General features: G+C 68.5%; 19 protein-coding genes. 12 read left to right on the forward strand and 7 right to left on the reverse strand.

What is annotated here, in order from left to right:
• The first annotated feature begins 22 nt into the window (after positions 1-22).
• From RM543_RS08310 to RM543_RS08330, 5 genes are all read left to right on the forward strand, one after another.
• Positions 23-1,021 carry a serine hydrolase domain-containing protein gene (locus tag RM543_RS08310; protein WP_311690476.1) on the forward strand — a complete coding sequence of 333 codons (999 nt, stop codon included), beginning with the start codon at positions 23-25 and terminating at the stop codon, positions 1,019-1,021.
• 116 nt (positions 1,022-1,137) lie between these two features.
• Positions 1,138-2,046, forward strand: a complete 909-nt coding sequence (gene osmF / locus RM543_RS08315) for a glycine betaine ABC transporter substrate-binding protein OsmF (protein ID WP_311690478.1) — start codon at positions 1,138-1,140, stop codon at positions 2,044-2,046.
• An 11-nt stretch (positions 2,047-2,057) separates the two neighbouring features.
• Positions 2,058-3,236 (forward strand): ABC transporter permease, encoded by a 1,179-nt coding sequence (locus tag RM543_RS08320; protein ID WP_311690480.1) that lies wholly within the window; start codon positions 2,058-2,060, stop codon positions 3,234-3,236.
• Entirely contained in the window at positions 3,233-4,189 is a 957-nt protein-coding gene (locus tag RM543_RS08325) for an ABC transporter ATP-binding protein (RefSeq protein WP_311690482.1), read from the forward strand. The genes RM543_RS08320 and RM543_RS08325 overlap by 4 nt, the downstream gene beginning before the upstream one ends.
• The gene (locus RM543_RS08330) at positions 4,186-4,968 is read left to right on the forward strand and encodes an ABC transporter permease (protein WP_311690484.1); all 783 of its coding nucleotides are present in this window, start codon (positions 4,186-4,188) and stop codon (positions 4,966-4,968) included. Before RM543_RS08325 ends, RM543_RS08330 begins: the two co-directional genes overlap by 4 nt.
• 72 nt (positions 4,969-5,040) lie before the next feature.
• Here the strand turns inward: RM543_RS08330 and RM543_RS08335 are convergent, their stop codons facing one another.
• Genes RM543_RS08335 through cobT form a run of 3 tightly spaced genes read right to left on the reverse strand, consistent with a single transcriptional unit; the run spans position 5,041 to position 9,142 of the window.
• Complete coding sequence (locus RM543_RS08335; protein WP_311690486.1) at positions 5,041-5,388, reverse strand: DUF427 domain-containing protein; 348 nt, start codon at positions 5,386-5,388, stop codon at positions 5,041-5,043.
• Between the two features lie 57 nt (positions 5,389-5,445).
• Positions 5,446-7,263 (reverse strand): aminopeptidase P family protein, encoded by a 1,818-nt coding sequence (locus tag RM543_RS08340; protein WP_311690488.1) that lies wholly within the window; start codon positions 7,261-7,263, stop codon positions 5,446-5,448.
• A gap of 4 nt (positions 7,264-7,267) precedes the next feature.
• Positions 7,268-9,142, reverse strand: a complete 1,875-nt coding sequence (cobT, locus tag RM543_RS08345) for a cobaltochelatase subunit CobT (RefSeq protein WP_311690490.1) — start codon at positions 9,140-9,142, stop codon at positions 7,268-7,270.
• Positions 9,143-9,347: 205 nt separating this feature from the next.
• Between cobT and RM543_RS08350 the strand changes: the two genes are divergently transcribed.
• On the forward strand, positions 9,348-10,439 hold the full coding sequence (locus tag RM543_RS08350) for a hypothetical protein (RefSeq protein WP_311690492.1): 1,092 nt from the start codon (positions 9,348-9,350) through the stop codon (positions 10,437-10,439).
• Between the two features lie 108 nt (positions 10,440-10,547).
• On the opposite strand, the gene RM543_RS08355 is transcribed toward RM543_RS08350, so the two are convergent.
• Entirely contained in the window at positions 10,548-10,949 is a 402-nt protein-coding gene (locus RM543_RS08355; RefSeq protein ID WP_311690494.1) for a hypothetical protein, read from the reverse strand.
• The gene (gene cobS, locus RM543_RS08360) at positions 10,946-11,932 is read right to left on the reverse strand and encodes a cobaltochelatase subunit CobS (protein WP_311690496.1); all 987 of its coding nucleotides are present in this window, start codon (positions 11,930-11,932) and stop codon (positions 10,946-10,948) included. The genes RM543_RS08355 and cobS overlap by 4 nt, the downstream gene beginning before the upstream one ends.
• Before the next feature lie 218 nt (positions 11,933-12,150).
• On the opposite strand from cobS, the gene RM543_RS08365 reads away from it, so the two are divergent.
• Complete coding sequence (locus RM543_RS08365; protein ID WP_311690498.1) at positions 12,151-12,705, forward strand: sigma-70 family RNA polymerase sigma factor; 555 nt, start codon at positions 12,151-12,153, stop codon at positions 12,703-12,705.
• Positions 12,702-13,418, forward strand: a complete 717-nt coding sequence (locus tag RM543_RS08370) for an anti-sigma factor (RefSeq protein WP_311690500.1) — start codon at positions 12,702-12,704, stop codon at positions 13,416-13,418. Before RM543_RS08365 ends, RM543_RS08370 begins: the two co-directional genes overlap by 4 nt.
• 139 nt (positions 13,419-13,557) lie before the next feature.
• Here the strand turns inward: RM543_RS08370 and RM543_RS08375 are convergent, their stop codons facing one another.
• On the reverse strand, positions 13,558-14,523 hold the full coding sequence (locus tag RM543_RS08375) for a YihY/virulence factor BrkB family protein (RefSeq protein ID WP_311690502.1): 966 nt from the start codon (positions 14,521-14,523) through the stop codon (positions 13,558-13,560).
• 261 nt (positions 14,524-14,784) lie between these two features.
• On the opposite strand from RM543_RS08375, the gene RM543_RS08380 reads away from it, so the two are divergent.
• The 3 genes from RM543_RS08380 to cydB all read left to right on the forward strand — a co-directional run bounded on the left by RM543_RS08380 (position 14,785) and on the right by cydB (position 18,017).
• The gene (locus RM543_RS08380; protein ID WP_311690504.1) at positions 14,785-15,339 is read left to right on the forward strand and encodes a fasciclin domain-containing protein; all 555 of its coding nucleotides are present in this window, start codon (positions 14,785-14,787) and stop codon (positions 15,337-15,339) included.
• Positions 15,340-15,545: 206 nt separating this feature from the next.
• Complete coding sequence (locus tag RM543_RS08385) at positions 15,546-16,979, forward strand: cytochrome ubiquinol oxidase subunit I (protein WP_311690506.1); 1,434 nt, start codon at positions 15,546-15,548, stop codon at positions 16,977-16,979.
• Positions 16,980-16,988: 9 nt separating this feature from the next.
• A complete protein-coding gene (gene cydB / locus RM543_RS08390; RefSeq protein WP_311690508.1) occupies positions 16,989-18,017 on the forward strand; it encodes a cytochrome d ubiquinol oxidase subunit II in 1,029 nt (342 codons plus the stop codon).
• A 144-nt stretch (positions 18,018-18,161) separates the two neighbouring features.
• On the opposite strand, the gene RM543_RS08395 is transcribed toward cydB, so the two are convergent.
• Positions 18,162-19,187 (reverse strand): Hint domain-containing protein, encoded by a 1,026-nt coding sequence (locus RM543_RS08395; protein WP_311690510.1) that lies wholly within the window; start codon positions 19,185-19,187, stop codon positions 18,162-18,164.
• Between the two features lie 190 nt (positions 19,188-19,377).
• Here RM543_RS08395 and RM543_RS08400 point away from each other — a divergent pair, with 190 nt between their 5' ends.
• The gene (locus tag RM543_RS08400) at positions 19,378-20,157 is read left to right on the forward strand and encodes an SDR family oxidoreductase (protein WP_311690512.1); all 780 of its coding nucleotides are present in this window, start codon (positions 19,378-19,380) and stop codon (positions 20,155-20,157) included.
• Positions 20,158-20,253 lie beyond the last annotated feature (96 nt).

Here is a 20,253-nt window from a genome sequence, read left to right on the forward strand (position 1 = left end):
GGCAACAGGGACGGGAGCGATCATGCACAGACGAACGGCTCTTCTCGCAGGCGGAGCGGCCCTCGTGCTTCCCGGGCCCCTTCTGGCGCAAGGGGCCGGGGGATGGGACGGCGTCATCGCCGCCGCGCGCGAGCTTGATCAGTTTCGCGCGATCGTCGTGAGGCAGGGTGGTGAGGAAGTCCTCGCCGAGGCGATCAGCGGGCCCGGGCCGGACGTCCCGGTCAACGTCAAATCCGTCAGCAAGTCCGTCGTCGCGGCGCTTCTGGGCGCGGTGATTGGCAGTGGCGAGGTGGGCAGCGTCGACGTCACGCTCGGGGAGGTCATGCCCGCCCTCATCCCGGCAGGCGCGGCCCCGGCGGTTCCCGGCATCACCCTCGAGGACCTCGTCACCCTTCGCGCCGGGCTGGAGCGCACCTCGGGCGCGAATTACGGCGGGTGGGTTTCGTCCTCCAACTGGGTGGCGGACGCGCTCGGCCGCGAGATGGTGGCCGAGCCGGGCGGGCAGATGCTCTACTCGACCGGCTCCTTCCACGTTCTCGGCGCCGCCCTGACGGAAGCCACGGGACAGAGCCTGCTCGCCCTCGCGCGTTCGCGCCTCGGGGACCCCCTCGGGATCGAGATCCCGGCCTGGACGCGCGATCCGCAGGGCTACTATCTCGGCGGGAACGAGATGGCTCTCTCCCCCCGCGCCATGGTCCGGATCGGGGAGACCTACCGGCAGGGCGGCATGTACGACGGAACCCGCATACTGCCGCGGGACTACATCGACGCTTCGCTCCGTCCCCGCGGCCGCTCTCCCTTTTCCGGCCTCTCCTATGGCTACGGCTGGTTTCTCGGCCAGATTGACGGACGGGATTTCGCGCTCGCCCGCGGCTATGGCGGGCAGGTGATCTTCGTCATGCCGGCGCTCGAGCTGACCGTCGCCATCACATCCGATCCGACGAGGCCGGCCCGGAGCGGGGGTTACTTCGGCGATCTCATGGACCTTATAGAGCGCCGGATCGTCCCGGCGGCGGCCTGAGATCCGCCCCGCCTGAACTGGTGCAAATTCCGCAGAGGAAATTTCTTGCCGCTACGGAGTGCGCCCTACATCAAGGCGCCAAGTGCAGGGCTTAATCGAAAAGGCGCCGACCAGACATGAAACATCCCGTTCTCGCAGCCATTCTCGGCCTCTCCGCCGGCCTCGCCACGACCGCCGAAGCGGATGTCGTGGTCTCCTCCAAGATCGACACCGAAGGCGGCCTCTTAGGCAACATGATCGCGCTGGCGCTCGAAGCCGAGGGCCTTCCGGTGGAGCGCCGGCTCCAGCTCGGCGGCACGCAGGTCGTCCGCGAGGCAATCATCGCGGGGCAGATCGACATCTACCCCGAATATACCGGCAACGCCGCCTTCTTCTTCGACGAGGCGGATGCCGACACCTGGAAGAACGCGGACGACGCGCTGGCCCGCGCCCGCGAGCTCGATGCCGAGGCGAACGACATCACCTGGCTCGAGGCCGCACCCGCGAACAACACCTGGGCCATCGCCCTGACCGGTCCGGTCGCGGAGGAGAACGATCTCTCCACAATGACCGAGTTCGGTGAATGGGTCGCCGGCGGCGGTGACATCACGCTTGCCGCCTCGACCGAGTTCGTCTCCTCCCCGGCGGTGCTTCCGGCAATGCAGGAAACCTACGGCTTCGAACTCGGCGAGGATCAGACCGTCATCCTGTCCGGCGGCGATACCGCCGCGACCATCCAGGCCGCCGCCCGGGGCACGTCCGGCGTCAACGCCGCGATGGTCTACGGTACCGACGGCGGCGTCGGCGCGACGGGGCTCGTGGTGATGGAGGATGATCAGGGCGTGCAGCCGGTCTACGAGCCGACGCCCATCGTCCGCGCATCGGTCCTCGAGGAATACCCCTCGATCCCCGAGATCCTGAACCCGATCTTCACCGGGCTCGACATGCAGACGCTTCAGCAGCTGAACGGACGCATCCAGGTCGGCGGCGAGCCGTCCGAAGCGGTCGCGCGTGACTACCTCACCGAAGCCGGGATCCTGGACTGATCGCGGCCGGGATGGATCGGCCGGGCCCCGCCCTCGGAGTGATCTCCCCGCCGGGGCTTCTCTTCGCGGTTCTGGGGCTCGGCGCTTTTTTCCTTCCGTTCTCCACCCTCGCGGCGAACCGTATCGTCGCGGGGGAGGGGCTTCGGATATGGTCGGCCGTCGGGCCGGGCATCGCGGCCGCTGGTACGCTTGCGATCCTCGCGGGCCTCGCGATCGGCCTTCTACGCGGGCGCCCGTGGCTGCGCTTCGGCGGCAGCCTTGTGGGCCTCGCGGGCCTGTTTCTCCTCATCGGCACGACCGGGAGCCATCTTCTGGACGGGGCGGGCGAGTTCGCCCGCGTCTCTCCGGCGGCCGGCTTCTGGTGCCTCTTCCTCGTACTGACATTGTTGATGGCAGATGCGCTCTCCTCGCGCGCGCCGGGTCCGATGCTGAGGCTCGGCCTTCTGGCCGTGATCCTGGCGGGGCTCGGCATCCTGCTCTGGTCGGGCCTCTTGTCCGACCTCTCCATCGCGCAAGAATACGCAAGCCGCAGGGACGCTTTCGTCACAGCGACGAGCCGGCATGTCGCGCTCGCCTTCGGCTCGCTCGCCGCCGCGGCGCTCATCGGATTTCCGCTCGGCATCGCCTGTCATCGCAGTCCCGGCCTCCGCTCCGGCGCGATACCGACCTTGAGCTTCCTGCAGACGATCCCGTCCCTCGCGATGTTCGGCATCATGATCCCGATCCTCGCCTGGGTCGCGGCAAGCCTGCCCGCCGCGCGCGCCATCGGCATCGCCGGGATCGGCTTCGCGCCGGCCTTCCTCGCCCTCCTGCTCTATTCCCTCCTTCCCGTCGTCTCGAACACGGTCGCGGGCCTCGCCTCGGTTCCGCCGAGATCCCGCGAGGCGGCACGGGGAATGGGCATGACCGTATTGCAGCGCCTCGTCACGGTGGAGCTGCCACTTGCGCTCCCGGTGATCCTCGCGGGCCTGCGCATCGTCCTCGTCCAGAATATCGGCCTTGCGGTCATCGCCGGGCTGATCGGTGGCGGGGGCTACGGCACCTTCGTCTTCCAGGGGCTGAACCAGACCGCGGCGGACCTGATCCTCCTCGGCGCGCTCCCGACCGTTCTCATGGCGATCACCGCGGCGGTGCTCATGGACATCCTCGTGGATCTCGCCCGTCCCGTTCCCAAGGAAACCCGTGCATGATCGAGATCGACGGCATCACCAAGCGCTTCGGCGAGACCCTCGCGGTCGACAGCGTCACCATGACCGTCGAGACCGGGACGATCACCGTCATCGTCGGCACGTCCGGTTCCGGCAAGACGACCCTGATGCGCATGATCAACCGCCTCGAGGAGCCGACCTCGGGCGAGGTCCGGATCAACGGCGAGCGCACGGCGGATAGTCCGCCCCACCTCCTGCGCCGCCGCATCGGGTATGCCATCCAGGGCCACGGCCTCTTTCCGCACCACACCGTCGCCCGCAACATCGCAGCGGTGCCGCGCCTCCTCGGCTGGGACCGGGAAACGATCGATGCCCGGGTGGACGAGCTTCTGAGCCTCTTCGGCATGGAGCCCGCCGCGTTCCGCTCCCGCTATCCCCAGGAGCTTTCGGGCGGCCAGCAGCAGCGGGTGGGCGTCGCCCGCGCGCTCGCCTCCCGTCCGGACCTTCTGTTGATGGACGAGCCGTTCGGCGCTCTCGATCCCATCATCCGGGCCCGCGCGCAGGAGGATCTGAGGGACATCCAGCGCAAGCTCGGCTCCACCATCGTCCTCGTCACCCACGACATGGAGGAAGCGATCCGCCTGGGGGACATGGTCGGCGTGATGGATGGCGGCCGGCTCGTCCAGTACGCCGCCCCCGAGGAGATCGTCGCCCGGCCCGCCACCGGGTTCGTCGCCGACATGGTGGGCGATGCGGAGCGGCCGATGCGCCTTCTGTCGCTGATCCCTGCCGCGGAGATCGTGGAGGAGGGCCGCGCGGATGGCGCGCCGCTGCCGCGTGACGCGACCCTCCGCGATGCGCTGTCGGCCTGCCTCTGGTCGGGTCGCGACGCCGTTCCGCTCGACCGCGAGGGGCAGGCCCCGGGCCGCGTGACGCTCGATGGCATCCGCGCCCGCGCCGAGGCCGGACCGACGACGGAAGGCCATGCCCCGTGAGCGTGGGCTGGATCCTCCGCGGAGCGCTCGCGCTCCTTCTCGCCGGGCTCGTCCTGACGCCGGAGACCTTCGCACCCCTCTTCGCGCCGGTTGCGCCGGCGAACGGACCGGTCATCTACCAGAGGACCTCGCTCCTCTCCCTGTCCCTCAGCCATCTCGGCCTCGTCGCCGCGGCTTCGACCGCCGCAACGCTGGTCGCCGTGACGCTGGCGATCCTCGTCACGCGGCCCTCGGGCGCGCCGTTCCGGCCGCTGTCCCGGACGATCACGAATGTCGGCCAGACCTTTCCGCCGGTCGCCGTCCTCGCACTCGCCGTGCCGGTCCTGGGGTTCGGGGCCGGGCCGACGCTGATCGCGCTCTTTCTCTACGGGCTCCTGCCGATCTTCGAGAACGCGATGACGGGCCTGTCCAACCTGCCGCCCCAGACGATGGAGGCCGCGCGGGGGATGGGGATGGGGCGCCGCCAGCGCCTATGGCAGGTGGAGCTGCCGCTGGCCTTGCCGGTCATCCTCGCCGGCATCCGCCTCTCCGTGGTGATCGCCCTCGGCACCGCCACCATCGGGTCCACCGTGGCGGCGCGGACGCTGGGGGAGGTGATCATCGCGGGGCTTCTGACGAACAACACCGCCTACGTCCTGCAGGGCGGGCTGATCGTGGGGCTCTTCGCCGTGCTGATCTTCGACGCGATGGTGCTTCTGGAGAAGAGGCTGGTGCGCCGGACGAGCCGGGCAGACCCCGCGAAACCCCGGCGCGGACGGGGCGCGGCCCCTTCGGCCTGACCCCTGCGGCGTCGCTCCGGCCCCGGGATCGGCCGGGGTGCGGTCTTCCGAAGACCGTCCCCGAAGCCGGTCTCAGACCTGCTCGACGGTCACTTCATCCGCGGAGTTGTAGAAGGCGACGTGGCCCGCGATCTCGGTCACGCCGTCCTTCGGCGCCTCGTAGGTCCACGCGGCGTCCTTGAGCGTCTTGCTCTTGGTGATGATGGAGAAGTAGCCCGCCTCGCCCTTGTAGGGGCAGTGGCTCGAGTGGCTGGATTCCTCCAGGAACGCCATCGCGATGTCCTCGCGCGGGAAGTAGATGACCGAAGGATAGTCCCCCTCGGTCAGTTCCAGCGCATCGTCGCTTTCCGCGATCACGGCGCCGCCCGCCCGCACGACCCACGTGCCGCCGGCGGGACGAACCTTGATGTGCTCAGCCATGAAAACGCCCTTCCTGAAAATCTGAACGACCCGGTTCGGACCGGATGCGCGCAAACCTTAGAGGGGACGGCAGGCCCCGTCGAGCCATTCGCTCACGGAAGCGTCAAGTAGCGGACCGATCCTCGCCGCGACCTCGGCATGGTAGGCGTCGAGCCAACTCCTCTCCTCGGCGTCCAGAAGCGCCGGCTCGATCATCCGCCGGTCGATCGGCGCGAAGGTGAGCGTCGAGAAGGAGAGCATCTCCCGGTCGTCGGCTCCGGGCAGGGCAGGGGCCGGAATCACCGACACGAGGTTCTCGATGCGGATGCCGAACTCACCCTCGTCGTAATAGCCGGGTTCGTTCGACAGGATCATGCCGGTCTCGAGCGGCACCTCGGAGGTGCGGGACAGTCGCTGCGGCCCCTCGTGGACGCTGAGATAGGCGCCGACGCCGTGGCCCGTTCCGTGGTCGAAATCGAGACCGGCGCGCCAGAGGGCAGCGCGGGCGAGGGGGTCGAGATCACGCCCCGCAAGGCCCTTCGGCCAACGTGCGCGGGAGATCGCGATCATCCCCTTGAGGACCAGCGTGAAGGCCCGCCGGGCGCGATCGGGCACCTCGCCCACCGCCACCGTACGGGTGATGTCCGTCGTACCGTCCGAATATTGCCCGCCGCTGTCCACGAGCAGAACGTCCCCCGGCATCACGGTGCGGTCGCTCTCGGTGTTCACGCGGTAGTGTGGCATGGCGCCGTGGGGGCCGGAGCCGACGATGGTCTCGAAGGAAATGTCCCTGAGCGTCGGATCGGCGGCGCGCTCCTCCTCGAGCCTTGTGGCGATGGCGATCTCGGTGAGCGTTCCCGACGGCGCCTCCCTGTCGATCCAGGCGAGGAACCGCGCCATTGCGGCGCCGTCCCGGACATGGGCGGCGGCCATTCCGGCCAGCTCGGCGGGGTTCTTGCGGGCCTTTGGGAGGGACACCGGATCGCTTCCGCGGACGATCTTCGCGCCGATCGCGTCCCAGGCCGCGACGGGCAGGCTCGCTGGATCGACGAGGACCGGCCCGTCCAGCGCGCCGAGCCAGGCGGAGAATGCCTCCGGGGCGTGAACCGCGATCTCGTCGCCCAGATGCTCCCGGAGGAGCTGGGTCATCTTCCCGGACGCAGAAAAGAGATCGACCGTGCCGCCGGCATGGAGGATCGCGAAGGCATGGGGCACCGGGTTGCGCACGATGTCCGAGCCGCGGATATTCAGAAGCCAGGCGATGCTGTCGGGCAGCGTGATCACGGCGGAGGCGGCGCCCTCGGCGGCCACAGCCCGCCCGATCCGGGCCCGTTTCTCGTCATGGCTCTCACCGGCGAGATCGAGGGGGTGAATGCTCATTTCCCCCATGGGCGGCTCCGGCTGATCGTCCCAAATCCGGTCCACGAGATTGTCCCATGGCAACAGCGCGATGCCCCGCGGCTCCAGCGCCTTCCGCAGCTTCTCGATCTCGGACACGGAATGCAGCCACGGATCGAACCCGATCCGCGCTTCCGAGCCGTCCGCCACATCGCCCTGCCCGAGTTTCGCGTCGATCCAGCCGGACAGGCTGCCGCCGGGTGTGATCACGGTCTCGAAGCTGCCGGCATCAAGCTGCTCCCGGACCTGCACCTTGTAGCGCCCGTCCGTCACCACCGCCGCGGTGTCTTCCAGCACGACGGCATTGCCAGCGGACCCGGTGAACCCGGTCAGCCAGGCCAGGCGCTCGTCCCGCGGGGCGACGTATTCGCCCTGATGCGCATCGGCGCGCGGGATGAGGAACCCCGACAGCCCTTCGCGGGCCAGTTCTGCGCGGAGCGCGGCGAGGCGGGGCAGGGCGTTCTCGGGGCGGGAGGTGGTCTCGAAGGTCTGGAACACGTGATCAGGACGCTTTCTTAATGCCGAAGAGGCGGGCGCGGGCCCGTGGGTCGGTGTCGAAGAGGGCGGCGAGCTGTTCGGTCATCGCGCCCGCAAGCTGCTCGACATCGGTGATCGTCACCGCGCGCTGGTAGTAGCGGGTGACGTCGTGCCCGATGCCGATGGCCAGAAGCTCCACCGCCTTGCGCCGCTCGATCATCGCGATGACGTCCCGCAGATGCTTCTCGAGGTAGTTGGCCGGGTTCACCGACAGGGTGCTGTCATCGACCGGGGCGCCGTCCGAGATCACCATGAGGATGCGGCGCGCCTCGCGGCGACCCAGCATCCGGCGATGTGCCCATTCCAGCGCCTCCCCGTCGATATTCTCCTTCAGGAGCCCTTCCTTCATCATCAGGCCGAGGTTGTCCCGCGCCCGACGCCACGGCGCATCGGCGGACTTGTAAACGATATGGCGCAGATCGTTCAGCCGGCCGGGATCGGCCGGGCGACCGTCCGCCAGCCAGCGCTCGCGGGACTGACCACCCTTCCAGGCGCGGGTGGTGAAGCCGAGGATCTCCACCTTGACGTCGCAGCGCTCCAGGGTCCGGGCCAGGACGTCGGCGCAGATCGCCGCGATGGAGATCGGGCGGCCGCGCATCGAGCCCGAATTGTCGAGCAGCAGGGTCACCACCGTGTCGCGGAACTCGGTATCCTTCTCGACCTTGAACGACAGCGGCATCGTCGGGTTCGCGACCACGCGGGCGAGGCGGCCGGCATCGAGCGTGCCTTCCTCCAGATCGAACTCCCAGCTGCGGTTCTGCTGCGCCTGAAGGCGCCGCTGGAGCTTGTTCGCAAGCCGTCCGACGGCCCCTTTCAGCGGGTCGAGCTGCTGATCGAGATAGGCGCGCAGGCGTTCCAGCTCGACGCGCTCGGCGAGGTCCTCGGCACCGATTTCCTCATCGTAATCGGAGACGTAGACTCCATAGCTCGGATCGGCCTCGCTCACGGGCTGCGGGGCGGGTGGCTCGATCGGCGCTTCGCCCTCGGGCAGCTCGCTCTCATCTCCGGCTTCGCTCTCGGTCTGTTCGTCCATCGAGACCTGGGCTTCGGAGGGGTCGTCCTGCGGCTCCTGGCTCTGATCGGGCGCGGCCTCGGTCTCGTCCTGCTCGTCGTCTTCGCTCTCGGTCTCGCCGCCCTCGTCGCGGCCGTCGTTCTCCTCGGTCTCGCCGGACTGGTCCTCGTCCTCGCCTGCGTCGGGATCGTCACCGAGCTGGTCCCCGTAGCCCAGGTCCTCGATCATCTTGCGGGCGAGACGGGCGAAGCTGCGCTGGTCGGACAGCGCCTCTTCGAGACCGCCGAGCGTCTCTTCGGCCGAGTTCTCCAGATGCTCCCGCCAGAGCTCGAGCACGTTTTTGGCGCCTGCCGGCAGCTCCCGCCCGGTGGAGCGTTGCCGCACGAGGTAGCCCGCCGCGGCGGCGAGGGGGGCCTCGCTCGCCTCACGGATATCGCCGTAGCCGCGCTTCTCGGCCTCAGCGCCGATCCGCGCGTCGATGTTGCCGGCGGTGCCCGGCATCCGCCGAGCGCCGACGGCCTCGCAGCGGGCCGTTTCCATCGCCTCGTAGATGTCCTGCGCCATCTGCCCGGTGGGGCGATAGCGGGCATGGGTCGCGGCATTGTGGTATCGGTGGCGGAGCGCGAAGGCATCGGCCGTACCGCGGGCGATCAGCACCTCCTCGGCCTTCATCCGGCGGGAGACCTGCGGCAGCCGGATGCTGTCCGCCGTCTGTCCCGGCGGATCGACCGTATAGGTCACGCCGATATCGGGCGCGTCGGCGAGGACGCGCGTCGCCTCGGCAAGCGCCTTCTTGAAGGGCTCGGACGGATTGTCGGACTTCGCCATGGGCGCAACTCCCCCGGATTCTGACCAGCGGGACACTAGGCCGATTGCGCCGGCGATGCCAGCGGGAGGCGGCGTTCCGGCGCGCCGTCAAACCTGTGGCGCCCGTTTCGGAACACACCTCCCCCCGTTTCGGGTTGTGACTGTCGTGGAGTGGCCGCGAGAGGGTCGCTCGATGACGTTGGAGGAGGATCACATGCACTATCCCATGACGCGTTTCACACGCCCCGTCGCGATCTCGGCAATCGCCCTGATGGCGGCACTGCCCGCCACGGCGCAGACGTCCGGCGGCGAGGGCAGCGATACAGATAGCACGACCACCGGCACGACCCCGCCCGCCGCCTCGACGGGGACGGAATCCGGTGGCGACACGAGCGCCGCACCTTCGGACGCGGACGCGGACGCGGATACGAACAGCGATGGCGATGCGGAACCGCAGAACGACGCGGGTACCGGCGGTGACGATGCGGACGGAATGTCCGGCGATGACACCTCCGACGGCACCGACTACTCCGGGGACAGCGGAGCCGCGTCCGAAGCTCCGGCGCCCGGCACGATGACGGGACCCGCCTCCACGACGACCGGCATGACGGGAACGTCCTCGAACGATATGTCCGGGGCGGCGGAAGCGGGCAACGATCCCGCTATCGCAGGGACCGAGATGGACGGTGATGCGCCGGCCACCGACGGCACCTATTCCATGAACGGCGAGATGGATGGCAGTGCTGCCGGTCAGACGGTGATGCTCGACCTCGAGAGCTTCAGCCGGGACATCTTCGAGCGCGGCTACCGGCAGGGCTACCTCCGGGGTGTCGTCGAGGCGCGGGAGGAATTCTCCCGTGAGATGCAGAGGCTGCAACGGCGTCAGGACATGATCGAACGCCGCGACCGCCTCAGGAACGATTACGGCATGGATCGCGGATCCGATTACCGCTCGGACCGTAACGATCGCGCGCCGTGGGATCGCGACAGGCGCGGCAGCGGGATGTATGGCGGCGAGATGTATGGCGGCGACGGCGGTGAGAACCGGCGCGGCGACATGAGGCGGGGCGGCATGGACCGGGATTACATGACCCGGGGAGACATGGATCGCGGTTCGCAGGGCTACGGGGCCGGCGACGCAGGGGCCATGGGCCGGAGCGGATCGCAATCCGGAAGCTCCGGCGAGGCAGCGGGCGAGGGCGCGGGCGGCAATGTCGCGGCGCGCTCCGGCGGCTCGATCATTGTGCTGCCGGCGGGCATCAGCCCCGAGGCGTTCATCGAGCGCCTGATGGAAGAGGGCGGCCGCACCAACCGCTGACCGCAAAAGGTCCGAAGAGGATCAGGGGGGCGTCCGTAAGCGGGCGCCCTCTTTTTCGTGGCACCGCTGGCCGGAGATCGGCGCGCGGGAGGGCGGCGGCGTCGCCCTTCAGTCGTCCGTGAGCCGTGCGTTGCAGGCACGGCCGTGCTCCATCAGCCAGCGCGAGGAGGCGCGATGGGCCGGATCGTCGAGAAGCCTGTGCAGGTGGGACAGCGCGGCACCGCGGGTGGCCTTGGCGATGGCGCTGGCCTCCTTCAGCGTGAAGCCGCTCTGCCGGGCCACGGGCATGACGGCGTGCAGCCGCTCCTCCACCGGCTTCAGCCGCATCCACGCGCCGCGCTCGATCTCCTGCCCGGTCTGCTGCAACAGGATGACGTGGGCAGCGTAGAGGCCGTAGCAAGCGGAGAGACCCCGCGCGAGCTCGAGCGGCGCGTCGGCGGTCTCGCCTCGCGCCGCCGGTCCCGTGAGGATCCCCAGGATGGCCGCCAGGGCGGCCAGCCGAACGCTCACTTCAGGCTCAGGGACACGGCACTCTCCGGCAGTTCCTCGTCGAAGCACCGCTGGTAGAACTCGGCGACCGTCTGACGCTCCAGCTCGTCGCACTTGTTCAGGAACGTCAGGCGGAAGGCATAGCCGACCGACTTGAATATCTCCGCATTCTGCGCCCAGGCGATGACCGTCCGCGGGCTCATCACGGTGGACAGCTCGCCGTTCATGAACGCCGTCCGGGTCAGATCGGCCACGGTGACCATCTGGCTGACGGTCTGGCGTCCCTCCGCGGTGTTGTAATGCGGCGCCTTGCTCAGGGCGATCGCGACCTCGGCATCGTGCTCGAGATAGTTCAGCGTCGCGACGAGGGACCAGCGGTCCATCTGGCCCTGGTTGATCTGCTGGGTGCCGTGATAGAGGCCCGTCGTGTCCCCGAGGCCCACCGTGTTGGACGTCGCGAAGAGGCGGAACGACGGATGCGGCGTGATCACCTCGTTCTGATCGAGCAGGGTCAGCTTGCCGTCTCGCTCCAGGACGCGCTGGATGACGAACATCACGTCGGCGCGCCCCGCATCGTACTCGTCGAACACGATGGCACAGGGGTTGCGCAGCGCCCAGGGCAGGATGCCCTCCTGGAACTCGGTGACCTGCATCCCGTCCCGCAGCTTGATCGCATCCTTGCCGATGAGGTCGATGCGGGAGATGTGGCTGTCGAGGTTGACGCGCACGCAGGGCCAGTTCAGCCGGTTGGCCACCTGTTCGATATGGGTGGACTTGCCGGTGCCGTGGTAGCCCTGGATCATGACGCGGCGGTTGTGGGAGAAGCCTGCAAGGATCGCCAGCGTGGTATCGGCGTCGAACTTGTAGGTCTCGTCGGCTTCGGGAACGCGATCCGTGGGCTCGGCGAAGCCTTTCACGATCATGTCGGTATCGAGCCCGAAGACTTCGCGAACCGAAATGTCCTCGGTGGGCCGGGCGGGCCGGTCGACGCTGCCGTCTGCCATGACGATGGTGTCCTTTCGTATGCCGCGCGTGGGGCCGCAGAAGCTGCCGTTCGCGCCTTGCGGGTCGGATGCAACATATCGCAGGGCGGGGCAAGTGGAAGGCCCCCCTTGGTCTGGACACGCCGCAGCAAGGCTTGCCCCCGGGGCGCCGAACGGGCACAAATCGTGAAAACGCAACCCGGCCCCGAGATGGCCGCGGGGGGACCGCTTTTCGCCGCATGACGAGAACACGTGAGGATATCGAGGCGCTGATCGCGCGGACCGCGCTTGGCGACCGCGCGGCTTTCGGCGAACTTTACGACGCCACCAGCGCGAAACTATTCGGCGTGGCTCTCCGTATCTTGAAGGACAGGGGCACGGCAGAAGACGCGCTTCAGGACATCTTCGTAAAGGTGTGGCACGGTGCGGACCGGTTCACTCCCGGCGGGGCGAGCCCGATGTCGTGGCTCATCGCCATCGCCCGCAACCATGCCATCGACCGGCTGCGCCGGACACAGGCGGCGGGAGGAGTGGCGCCGCTGGACGAGGAGGGTCTTCAGGTCGCCGAAACGCGTCCCGGCCCGGAGGCCGAAGCGATTGCCTCCGGCGAGCGCTCCCGGCTCGACGGGTGCCTGGCCGAATTGCCCGAGGACCGCTCGGCCGCGGTTCGGGGCGCCTATCTCGACGGCGACACCTACCAGGTGCTTGCCGAGCGGCACGGCGTGCCGCTGAACACGATGCGAACCTGGCTCCGCCGGAGCCTTTTGAAACTGAAGGATTGTCTGACGCGATGAGCGACGCCGCCGACATCTACGGAGCGGGGCCGGGCGGCCCGGACGGACGCGGGGACGCCGCGACCGCCGGGGAATACGCGCTCGGCCTCCTGCCCCCCGATGAGGCGCGGACCTTCAGCAGCAGGATGCGCGCGGAACCCGCGTTGCAGTCACTTCTCGCCTTCTGGCAGGAGCGTTTCGCGCTTCTGGCCGAGGAGGAGATCGAGCCCGTCAAGCCGCCGCGTTCGGTGCGCCGGAAAATCCACGCCCGCCTCTTCGAGACCCGTCCGCGACGGACGGTCACGCGGTTCTGGCAGACGCTCGGCGGACTTGTCGTGACGGCGGCCGCGGCCGGAGCGATCTGGCTCGCGGTGCCCAGCTCGATGGACCGGGGTGCGCATTTCGAGTTCTCGGCGGAACTCGGCACGGCCGAGACCCCGGTGCATGTCGTCGCCTCCTACGACGAGGATCGCAACGTCCTGACCGTCGAGCGGCTGCGCGCCGATCCGGGGCCGCAGGTGTCCTACGAGATGTGGGTGATCGAGGGGGAGAACGCGCCCGTCTCCCTCGGACTTCTGCCGCCGGCGCCGCGCGCGGATCTCTTTCTGCCGGCTGATCTCGGCGCGGGGTTCGCCGGCAGCACCTTCGCGATCTCGGAAGAGCCGATCGGCGGATCGCAGACCGGAGCCCCGACGGGGGAAATCCTCGGCACGGCGACCTTCGCGGAGCTCTGAGCGGGAGCCGGGCTCGTCCGGCTGCTCCTTCCGCGGGCCGGCACCGCACGCCGGACCGTTTCGCAGGGACCTTATCCGCGGTCTCCGGATCGCGGGTCGGCTAGTCCCGCATCGGCTAGGCGTCCGGCGCGTGCCGCGGTCATGTCCCGTCCTTCTCGCCATCCCCGGTCTTGCCGCGCATGGCCCGTGCCAGGCGGCGGATGCGGATGGCGCGGTTCAGCTCCCCTCCGAAGATCAGGATCAGGGCGGCGAGGTACATGAAGTAGAGGGCGGCGATGATGCCGGCGAGGCCGGCATAGTAGCTGGCATAGGCCGCGAAGCTCGAGAGATAGAAGGTAAAGACCGCCGTCAGGATGCTCCACGCCGCAATGGTGAAGATCACTCCGGGCCAGATGCTGGAAAAGCGGGTGCGCCGCGCCGGCAGGAAGACATGGGCCGCGAAGAGGGAGATGAGCAGGATCAGGCCCGCCGCCGGATATCGAACGAGGCCCATCGAGATCGAGGAGGGGTCGAAGGCGGGAAAGAGCTGGTGAAGGAGCGATCCCGCTCGCGGCGCGAGGACAACGAGATATCCCACCAGCGTCAGGACGAGACCTGACAGCAGCACGAAGGCGGACATCACGGTGTAGACCATGACGGCCGAGCGTGTCTCCCGAACGCCATAGGCGCGGTTGAGGCCGACGCGCACACCGTCCACCCCGCCCACGGCGAACCAGATCGTCAGCAGGATACCGATGCTGAGGACCCCGCCGCGCTGGATCGTCATGACTTTCTCGACCTCGCCCACGATCGGATCGACCAGCGCCGGCGGCACGATCGCAATCAGGAATTGGATCAGGTCGTCGGCCATGGTGCGGTCGCCGATGAAGGCGGTGAGCGAACTGGTGAAGATCAGAAAGGGAAAGACCGCGAGCAGCATGCGGAAGGCGACATTGCCGGCGAGGCCGAAGGCGTCGTCGCTCCAGAGCCGGAGCACCGCTTCATGCACCACCGCCCAGGCAACGCGCCATCCGGACCCGGTGAGCAGATCCTCCGGGCGGGCGCTGACCACGCCGTGGGTCACGACGGCATCGCGAACGGCCTCGTGGCCGGGTCTGGCGTTCATTCGGCTTCTCGCGTGACGCCGGTGTCAGATCCCGGCGGTGTTCTAGGTAGATTGCCCGCGTCGCTTTGCCCAGCACTCCCTCTGGTGCAGCTTGCCGGCACGCGGATCCTGCCCGGCGCGTCCGGGCCGGTTCGGGCCTTCGAGACATGATTTTGCGCCGCCGCGCCCTTGAGTGAAACTTTTCCATCGCGGCACGCGTGGATTCGAACATAGCCCACCGGGACAATCCGGCGGGACGCCAACGACAGGGAACATCATTTCATGCGTACCTCCTTCTTCATCGCCGCCGCCACCACAGTCGCTCTCGGCACCGGCGCCGCCATGGCCCAGGACAATCCGACCGTCGGCGGGGCGGAAATGTCCGCCAAGCTGAACATCGTGGAAAACGCGATGAATTCGCCGATCCACACCACGCTCGTGGCCGCCGTGCAGCAAGCCGAGCTGGGCGACCTGCTGACCGGCAGCGGCCCCTTCACCGTCTTTGCGCCCACGGATGAGGCCTTCGCCGCTCTGCCCGAAGGCACCGTCGAGACCCTGATGATGGACGAAAATCAGGAGATGCTGCAGACCGTGCTCGGCTGCCACGTTGTCGAGGCCGACGCGATGTCCGGCGCGATTGCCGGCATGATCGCAGACGATGGCGGAGCGCATCCGGTCCCGACCGTGGGCGGCTGCACCCTGACGGCCGAGATGTCGGGCGACGAGATCACGCTCACCGATGAGAACGGCACCGTCGCCACCGTGATCGTGGCCGATGTCGAGCAGTCGAACGGCGTCATCCATGTCATCGACGCGGTCCTGACGCCGCCGATGTAAGACCGCTCGAGCGCTTTTCTGACGAGTGCCGCGCCGCGTGGGGAGACGATCCCCGCGCGGCGTTTTTCGTGGCGGGTCCGCCGCGCGACCGCGTGACGCGCCGCCTGGGGGCAGACGCAGGACCGTTTCTCCCTATCTTGGGAGCCATGACGCGGCGCGCGGGGCAGATCCCTGCATCCTGCACGCGCTTCGACGGAGAATGCGGCATGGACACCTTCCTCGGCTTCGACGCGGTCTTGCTGGCGCGAATCCAGTTCGGGTTCACCGTCGCCTTCCATTTCATCTTTCCCGCCTTCTCGATCGGCCTCGCCTCCTATCTCGCCGTTCTCAACGCGCTCTGGCTCAGGCGGCGGGACCCGGCCTATCTCGCGCTCTTCAAGTACTGGCTGAAGATCTTCGCGATTTCCTTCGCCATGGGCGTCGTCTCGGGGATCGTCATGTCCTACCAGTTCGGAACCAACTGGTCGGCCTATGCGGACCTGACCGGTCCCGTCCTCGGCCCTCTCATGGCCTACGAGGTGCTGACGGCCTTCTTCCTCGAGGCGGGGTTCCTCGGGATCATGCTCTTCGGGCGCGAGAAGGTGGGGGACGGGCTGCACATGTTCGCCTGCCTGATGGTCGCCGTCGGCACCGCGATCTCCGCCTCCTGGATCATCTCGGTGAACTCCTGGATGCACACGCCTCAAGGCTACATCATCGGCGACACCGGACAGTTCCTGCCGGAGGACTGGTTCGAGGTCATCTTCAATCCCTCCTTCCCCTATCGCCTCGCCCATTCGCTGACGGCCGCCTATCTCACCACCGCCTTCGTCGTCGGCGGGGTCGGGGCGTTCCACCTCTTGCGCGGGCACCGGGTGAACCGGGCCGTGCGGATCATGTTCTCCATGTCGATGTGGATGGCGGCCCTGGTCGCGCCCGTGCAGATCTTCCTCGGCGATGCGCACGGGCTGAACACGCTGGAGCATCAGCCGGCCAAGGTCATGGCGATGGAGGGGCATTTCGAGAGCCACCCGGACGGCGCGCCGCTGATCCTCTTCGGCCTGCCGGACCAGGAGGCGGGCGAGATGCGCTACGCGGTGGAAATCCCGAACCTGTCCTCGCTCATCCTGAAACACGACTGGGACGCGCCTCTCGCCGGCCTGGACACCATTCCCGATGACGAGGAGCCGCCCGTCGCGATCGTGTTCTGGACCTTCCGCGTGATGATCGCCATCGGGATGGCGATGCTGGGCATCGGGCTGTGGTCCCTCTGGGCACGCTGGCGCGGCACGCTCTACACGCAGCGCTGGCTTCATCGCGGCGCCCTTCTGATGGCCCCTTCGGGGTTCGTCGCGGTGACGGCCGGCTGGATGACGACGGAGGTCGGACGGCAGCCCTACACGGTCTACGGTCTGCTGCGAACGGCGGACAGCGTGTCGCCGCTCGGCGCCCAGGCCGTCGGCACGTCCCTCATCGCCTTCATCGTGATCTATTTCACCGTCTTCGGAGCGGGGGCGCTCTACATCCTGCGGCTGATGTCGCGGCCGCCCGAGCCGGACGAGCGCGGCGTGCGGGTTGAGCCGGGCCCCATCCGGACCTCCGGCATCACGCCGGCGGCGCAGGAGCAGGACACCTCCGCCGTACAGAAGCCCGCGGAATAGGAGGCGGACATGGACGGCCTTTTCGTCAGCTTCGACCTCACGATCGCCTGGGCGCTTCTCCTGGCCTTCGCGATCTACGTCTACGTGGTCCTCGACGGGTTCGATCTCGGCATCGGCATCCTCTACCCCTTCTTCCCCGAGAAGAAGGACCGGGACCTCCTGATGAACACGGTCGCGCCGGTCTGGGACGGCAACGAGACATGGCTCGTCCTCGGCGGCGGCGGCCTCTTCGCGGCCTTTCCGCTCGCCTACGCGATCCTGATGCCGGCGCTCTACCCGCCGATGATCGCCATGCTGCTGGCGCTGGTCTTCCGGGGTGTCGCGTTCGAGTATCGCTGGCGCGCGTCCTCCCGCCTGGCCGAGAAGGCTTGGGACGGCGCCTTCATCGGAGGCTCGGCGCTCGCGTCGTTCGCGCAAGGGATCGCGCTCGGGGCGATCCTCCAGGGCATCGAGGTCGAGGGCCGCCAATATGCCGGTGGGTGGTGGGACTGGCTGACGCCGTTCTCGATCCTCACCGGCTTCTCGGTCATGGCCGGCTATGCGCTCCTCGGCGCCTGCTGGCTGAACATGAAGCTCGAGGGGGACGTGCAGCACCGCGTCCGCCGGATCGCGCGGATACTGGCGCTGATTACGGTCTTCTTCATCGTCGCGGTGTCGCTCGCAACACCGTTTCTCGAGGCGTCCTACTGGCTGCGCTGGTTCGGCTGGCCGAACATGATCGCGACGGCGCCGGTGCCGATCGCTGTGGGGCTGATCACGCTCCTGCTCGGCCGCTCGCTCTTCGCCCACGGGCGGGACTGGCTGCCGCTCGTCCTGACGCTACTGCTGTTCCTGCTGTGCTTCCTCGGCCTCGGTCTGTCGATCTGGCCGGACGTGGTGCCCGGCGAAGTCACGATCTGGGACGCGGCGAGCCCGCAGAAAAGCCAGGCCTTCATGTTCGTGGGCGCGATCGTGCTCGTGCCGATCATCCTCGCCTATACCGCCTATGCCTACTGGGTGTTCCGCGGGAAGCTCGATCCGGAGCAGGGCTATCACTGAGCCGCGCCGCCCACGCCCGCTCTGGTCGCGGCTGGCATGGTTCGCCGGGCTGTGGCTCGCCGGCGTGATCGTGATCACCGTGGTGGCCTACGCGATCCGGGCAATGATTCTCTGAAAGGGGCCGCGGGCGCGGGCGAGGGCGCGTCAGCCGCGACGGCGGTGGATCATGCGCTCCATCGCAGCGGCGGCGCGGGCGGGGTCGGCCTCGGTCCCGAAATGCGGATCGTGTGCCACCTCGGGCAGGCGTTCGCCCACCTCGCGGGCCACATCCTCGGCAAGGGTGGCCAGGGTGGCCGGGCTGACCTCGAGGCTCTCGGCGGGGATGCACTCGGCATAGATGATCTCGTGCCGGTCGAGAATCAGAGTGAAATAATCGACGAAGTTACCGGGGCGCACGAAAATGCGCTCGCCATCGGCGAGATAGCCAGCGCGCACCAGCATTTCCGCCGTGGGCGTCACCCGGTCCTGTCCCCGCTGGTAGATGAAGAGGCGCTGATGTTGGCTCACGATCAGATCCGCCGCGTTCCCCAGAGTGTCCCTCGCGATCACGACCGGGGCATGGGGGCCGGCGGCGCGGACGGTGCGGTGGAGGATATGGCGGATCGGCTGCGGCCCGTGGTCCCGTGTCAGGATGCGGTCCCCGGCGGACAGGCGCTCCACCGGCATCTGCCGCCCGTCGGCCATCGTGATCTCCGTGCCGCGTGCGAAGGCGACGGAGGTGACGTCGGCGAGGCGGACGTCGCCGGGGTCGGGATCGACCGAGACGAGCGTGTGATCGAAACCGGGCTCCAGCGGGTCGATCGGAAGCGCGGCGTAGAGGGCGCGGCGCTGCCCCCCGATCTCGATCAGCAGGACGTCCGCCTTGTGCCCCTGCGGACCGAGGAAGGTGGCCCTGGCAACGGCGCGGAGCGGCTGGCCGGCGCGCCCGATCCCGGACCCTTCGGCAACGCGGTGAACGCCCTCGCGCCGTCCCATCACGGCGCGTCCGCCCGCACCGGCGACCGAAAGCTCACGAAGCGTGGCGCCGGGACAGAGGCGATAGACATCCCCCGGCTCGATCTCATCCGGACCGAGCAGATGATCGCCGAGATTGGCGCCTCCGACGACACGGAACGCCTCCGCCTCGTAGACGTGGCATCCGTAGCTTGCTGTCGTGTCGTCCTCGTCCATCTCGGGTGCGGCTCTTCTGCTGGTGTGGGTCCGGCCTCATGAGCGACGCACGGGTCCCTTCCGAAGTTTCATGCCACACGAGTCTGGACCGGCGCATGGCTCCATTGAGGCAAGGGTACGACTTTTCGGCAGGCCTGTCAGATGTTAGGACGTTCGCCGAACACGACGGGTGCGAAAAGAGGCGGGCGACATGGATCTGGGCATCAAGGGCAAAACGGCGCTGGTCACGGCATCCTCGAAGGGGCTGGGGCGCGGCTGCGCCGAGGCGCTCGCCGCGGCGGGAGTGAACCTCGTCCTCAATGCCCGCGGGGCAGAGGCACTGGAGGCGACGGCCGAGGCGATCCGCTCCGAACATGGCGTCACCGTCACGGCAATTGCCGCGGATATCAGCGAGGAGGCGGGCCGCGCGAAGGTGCTGGCCGCGGCGGGCGATGTGGACATCCTCGTCACCAATGCCGGCGGGCCGCCGCCCGGATTGTGGTCGGACTGGTCGCGGGAGGATTTCATCGCCGCGCTCGACGCCAACATGCTCGCGCCCATCGCGCTGATGCAGGCCTGCCTGCCGGGAATGATGGAGCGGGGCTGGGGACGCGTCGTGAACATCACCTCGCAATCGGTGAAGGCTCCGATCCCGGTTCTCGGCCTGTCGAACTCCGCCCGCGCCGGCCTCACGGGCTTCGTCGCCGGGACCGCGCGACAGGTGGCCGAGAAGGGCGTGACGATCAACAACCTGCTGCCCGGCATCCACGATACCGACCGCGCCACCGGCCTCGACACCGGGGTGTCGAAATCCGAGGGCATCAGCATGGCGGAGGCCCGCGCCCGGCGGGAAGCTGGCATTCCGGCGAAGCGCTACGGCACGCCCGCCGAGTTCGGCTCGGCCTGTGCCTTCCTCTGCTCGGCGCATGCGGGCTTCATCGTGGGGCAGAACATCCTGCTCGACGGCGGTGCCACGAACGCCACGATCTGAGCGTGACAACGTCGCCAGAGGCGCGCGGGCGGGGCAGGGCGCAGGCGCTCGCGCTCCGGGCAAACCCGTTCCCTTTCGTGCTCCCTCCGGCTCTCC

Source organism: Tropicimonas omnivorans, from assembly GCF_031846565.1.
In the GTDB taxonomy this organism is placed as follows: domain Bacteria; phylum Pseudomonadota; class Alphaproteobacteria; order Rhodobacterales; family Rhodobacteraceae; genus Tropicimonas_B; species Tropicimonas_B omnivorans.

Coding starts and splice junctions, on each gene's coding strand:
- RM543_RS08310 (WP_311690476.1), top strand. CDS start 23: ATGCACAGACGAACGGCTCTTCTCGCAGGCGGAGCGGCCCTCGTGCTT.
- osmF (WP_311690478.1), top strand. CDS start 1,138: ATGAAACATCCCGTTCTCGCAGCCATTCTCGGCCTCTCCGCCGGCCTC.
- RM543_RS08320 (WP_311690480.1), top strand. CDS start 2,058: ATGGATCGGCCGGGCCCCGCCCTCGGAGTGATCTCCCCGCCGGGGCTT.
- RM543_RS08325 (WP_311690482.1), top strand. CDS start 3,233: ATGATCGAGATCGACGGCATCACCAAGCGCTTCGGCGAGACCCTCGCG.
- RM543_RS08335 (WP_311690486.1), bottom strand. CDS start 5,388: ATGGCTGAGCACATCAAGGTTCGTCCCGCCGGCGGCACGTGGGTCGTG.
- cobT (WP_311690490.1), bottom strand. CDS start 9,142: ATGGCGAAGTCCGACAATCCGTCCGAGCCCTTCAAGAAGGCGCTTGCC.
- RM543_RS08350 (WP_311690492.1), top strand. CDS start 9,348: ATGACGCGTTTCACACGCCCCGTCGCGATCTCGGCAATCGCCCTGATG.
- cobS (WP_311690496.1), bottom strand. CDS start 11,932: ATGGCAGACGGCAGCGTCGACCGGCCCGCCCGGCCCACCGAGGACATT.
- RM543_RS08365 (WP_311690498.1), top strand. CDS start 12,151: ATGACGAGAACACGTGAGGATATCGAGGCGCTGATCGCGCGGACCGCG.
- RM543_RS08370 (WP_311690500.1), top strand. CDS start 12,702: ATGAGCGACGCCGCCGACATCTACGGAGCGGGGCCGGGCGGCCCGGAC.
- RM543_RS08375 (WP_311690502.1), bottom strand. CDS start 14,523: ATGAACGCCAGACCCGGCCACGAGGCCGTTCGCGATGCCGTCGTGACC.
- RM543_RS08380 (WP_311690504.1), top strand. CDS start 14,785: ATGCGTACCTCCTTCTTCATCGCCGCCGCCACCACAGTCGCTCTCGGC.
- RM543_RS08385 (WP_311690506.1), top strand. CDS start 15,546: ATGGACACCTTCCTCGGCTTCGACGCGGTCTTGCTGGCGCGAATCCAG.
- cydB (WP_311690508.1), top strand. CDS start 16,989: ATGGACGGCCTTTTCGTCAGCTTCGACCTCACGATCGCCTGGGCGCTT.
- RM543_RS08395 (WP_311690510.1), bottom strand. CDS start 19,187: ATGGACGAGGACGACACGACAGCAAGCTACGGATGCCACGTCTACGAG.
- RM543_RS08400 (WP_311690512.1), top strand. CDS start 19,378: ATGGATCTGGGCATCAAGGGCAAAACGGCGCTGGTCACGGCATCCTCG.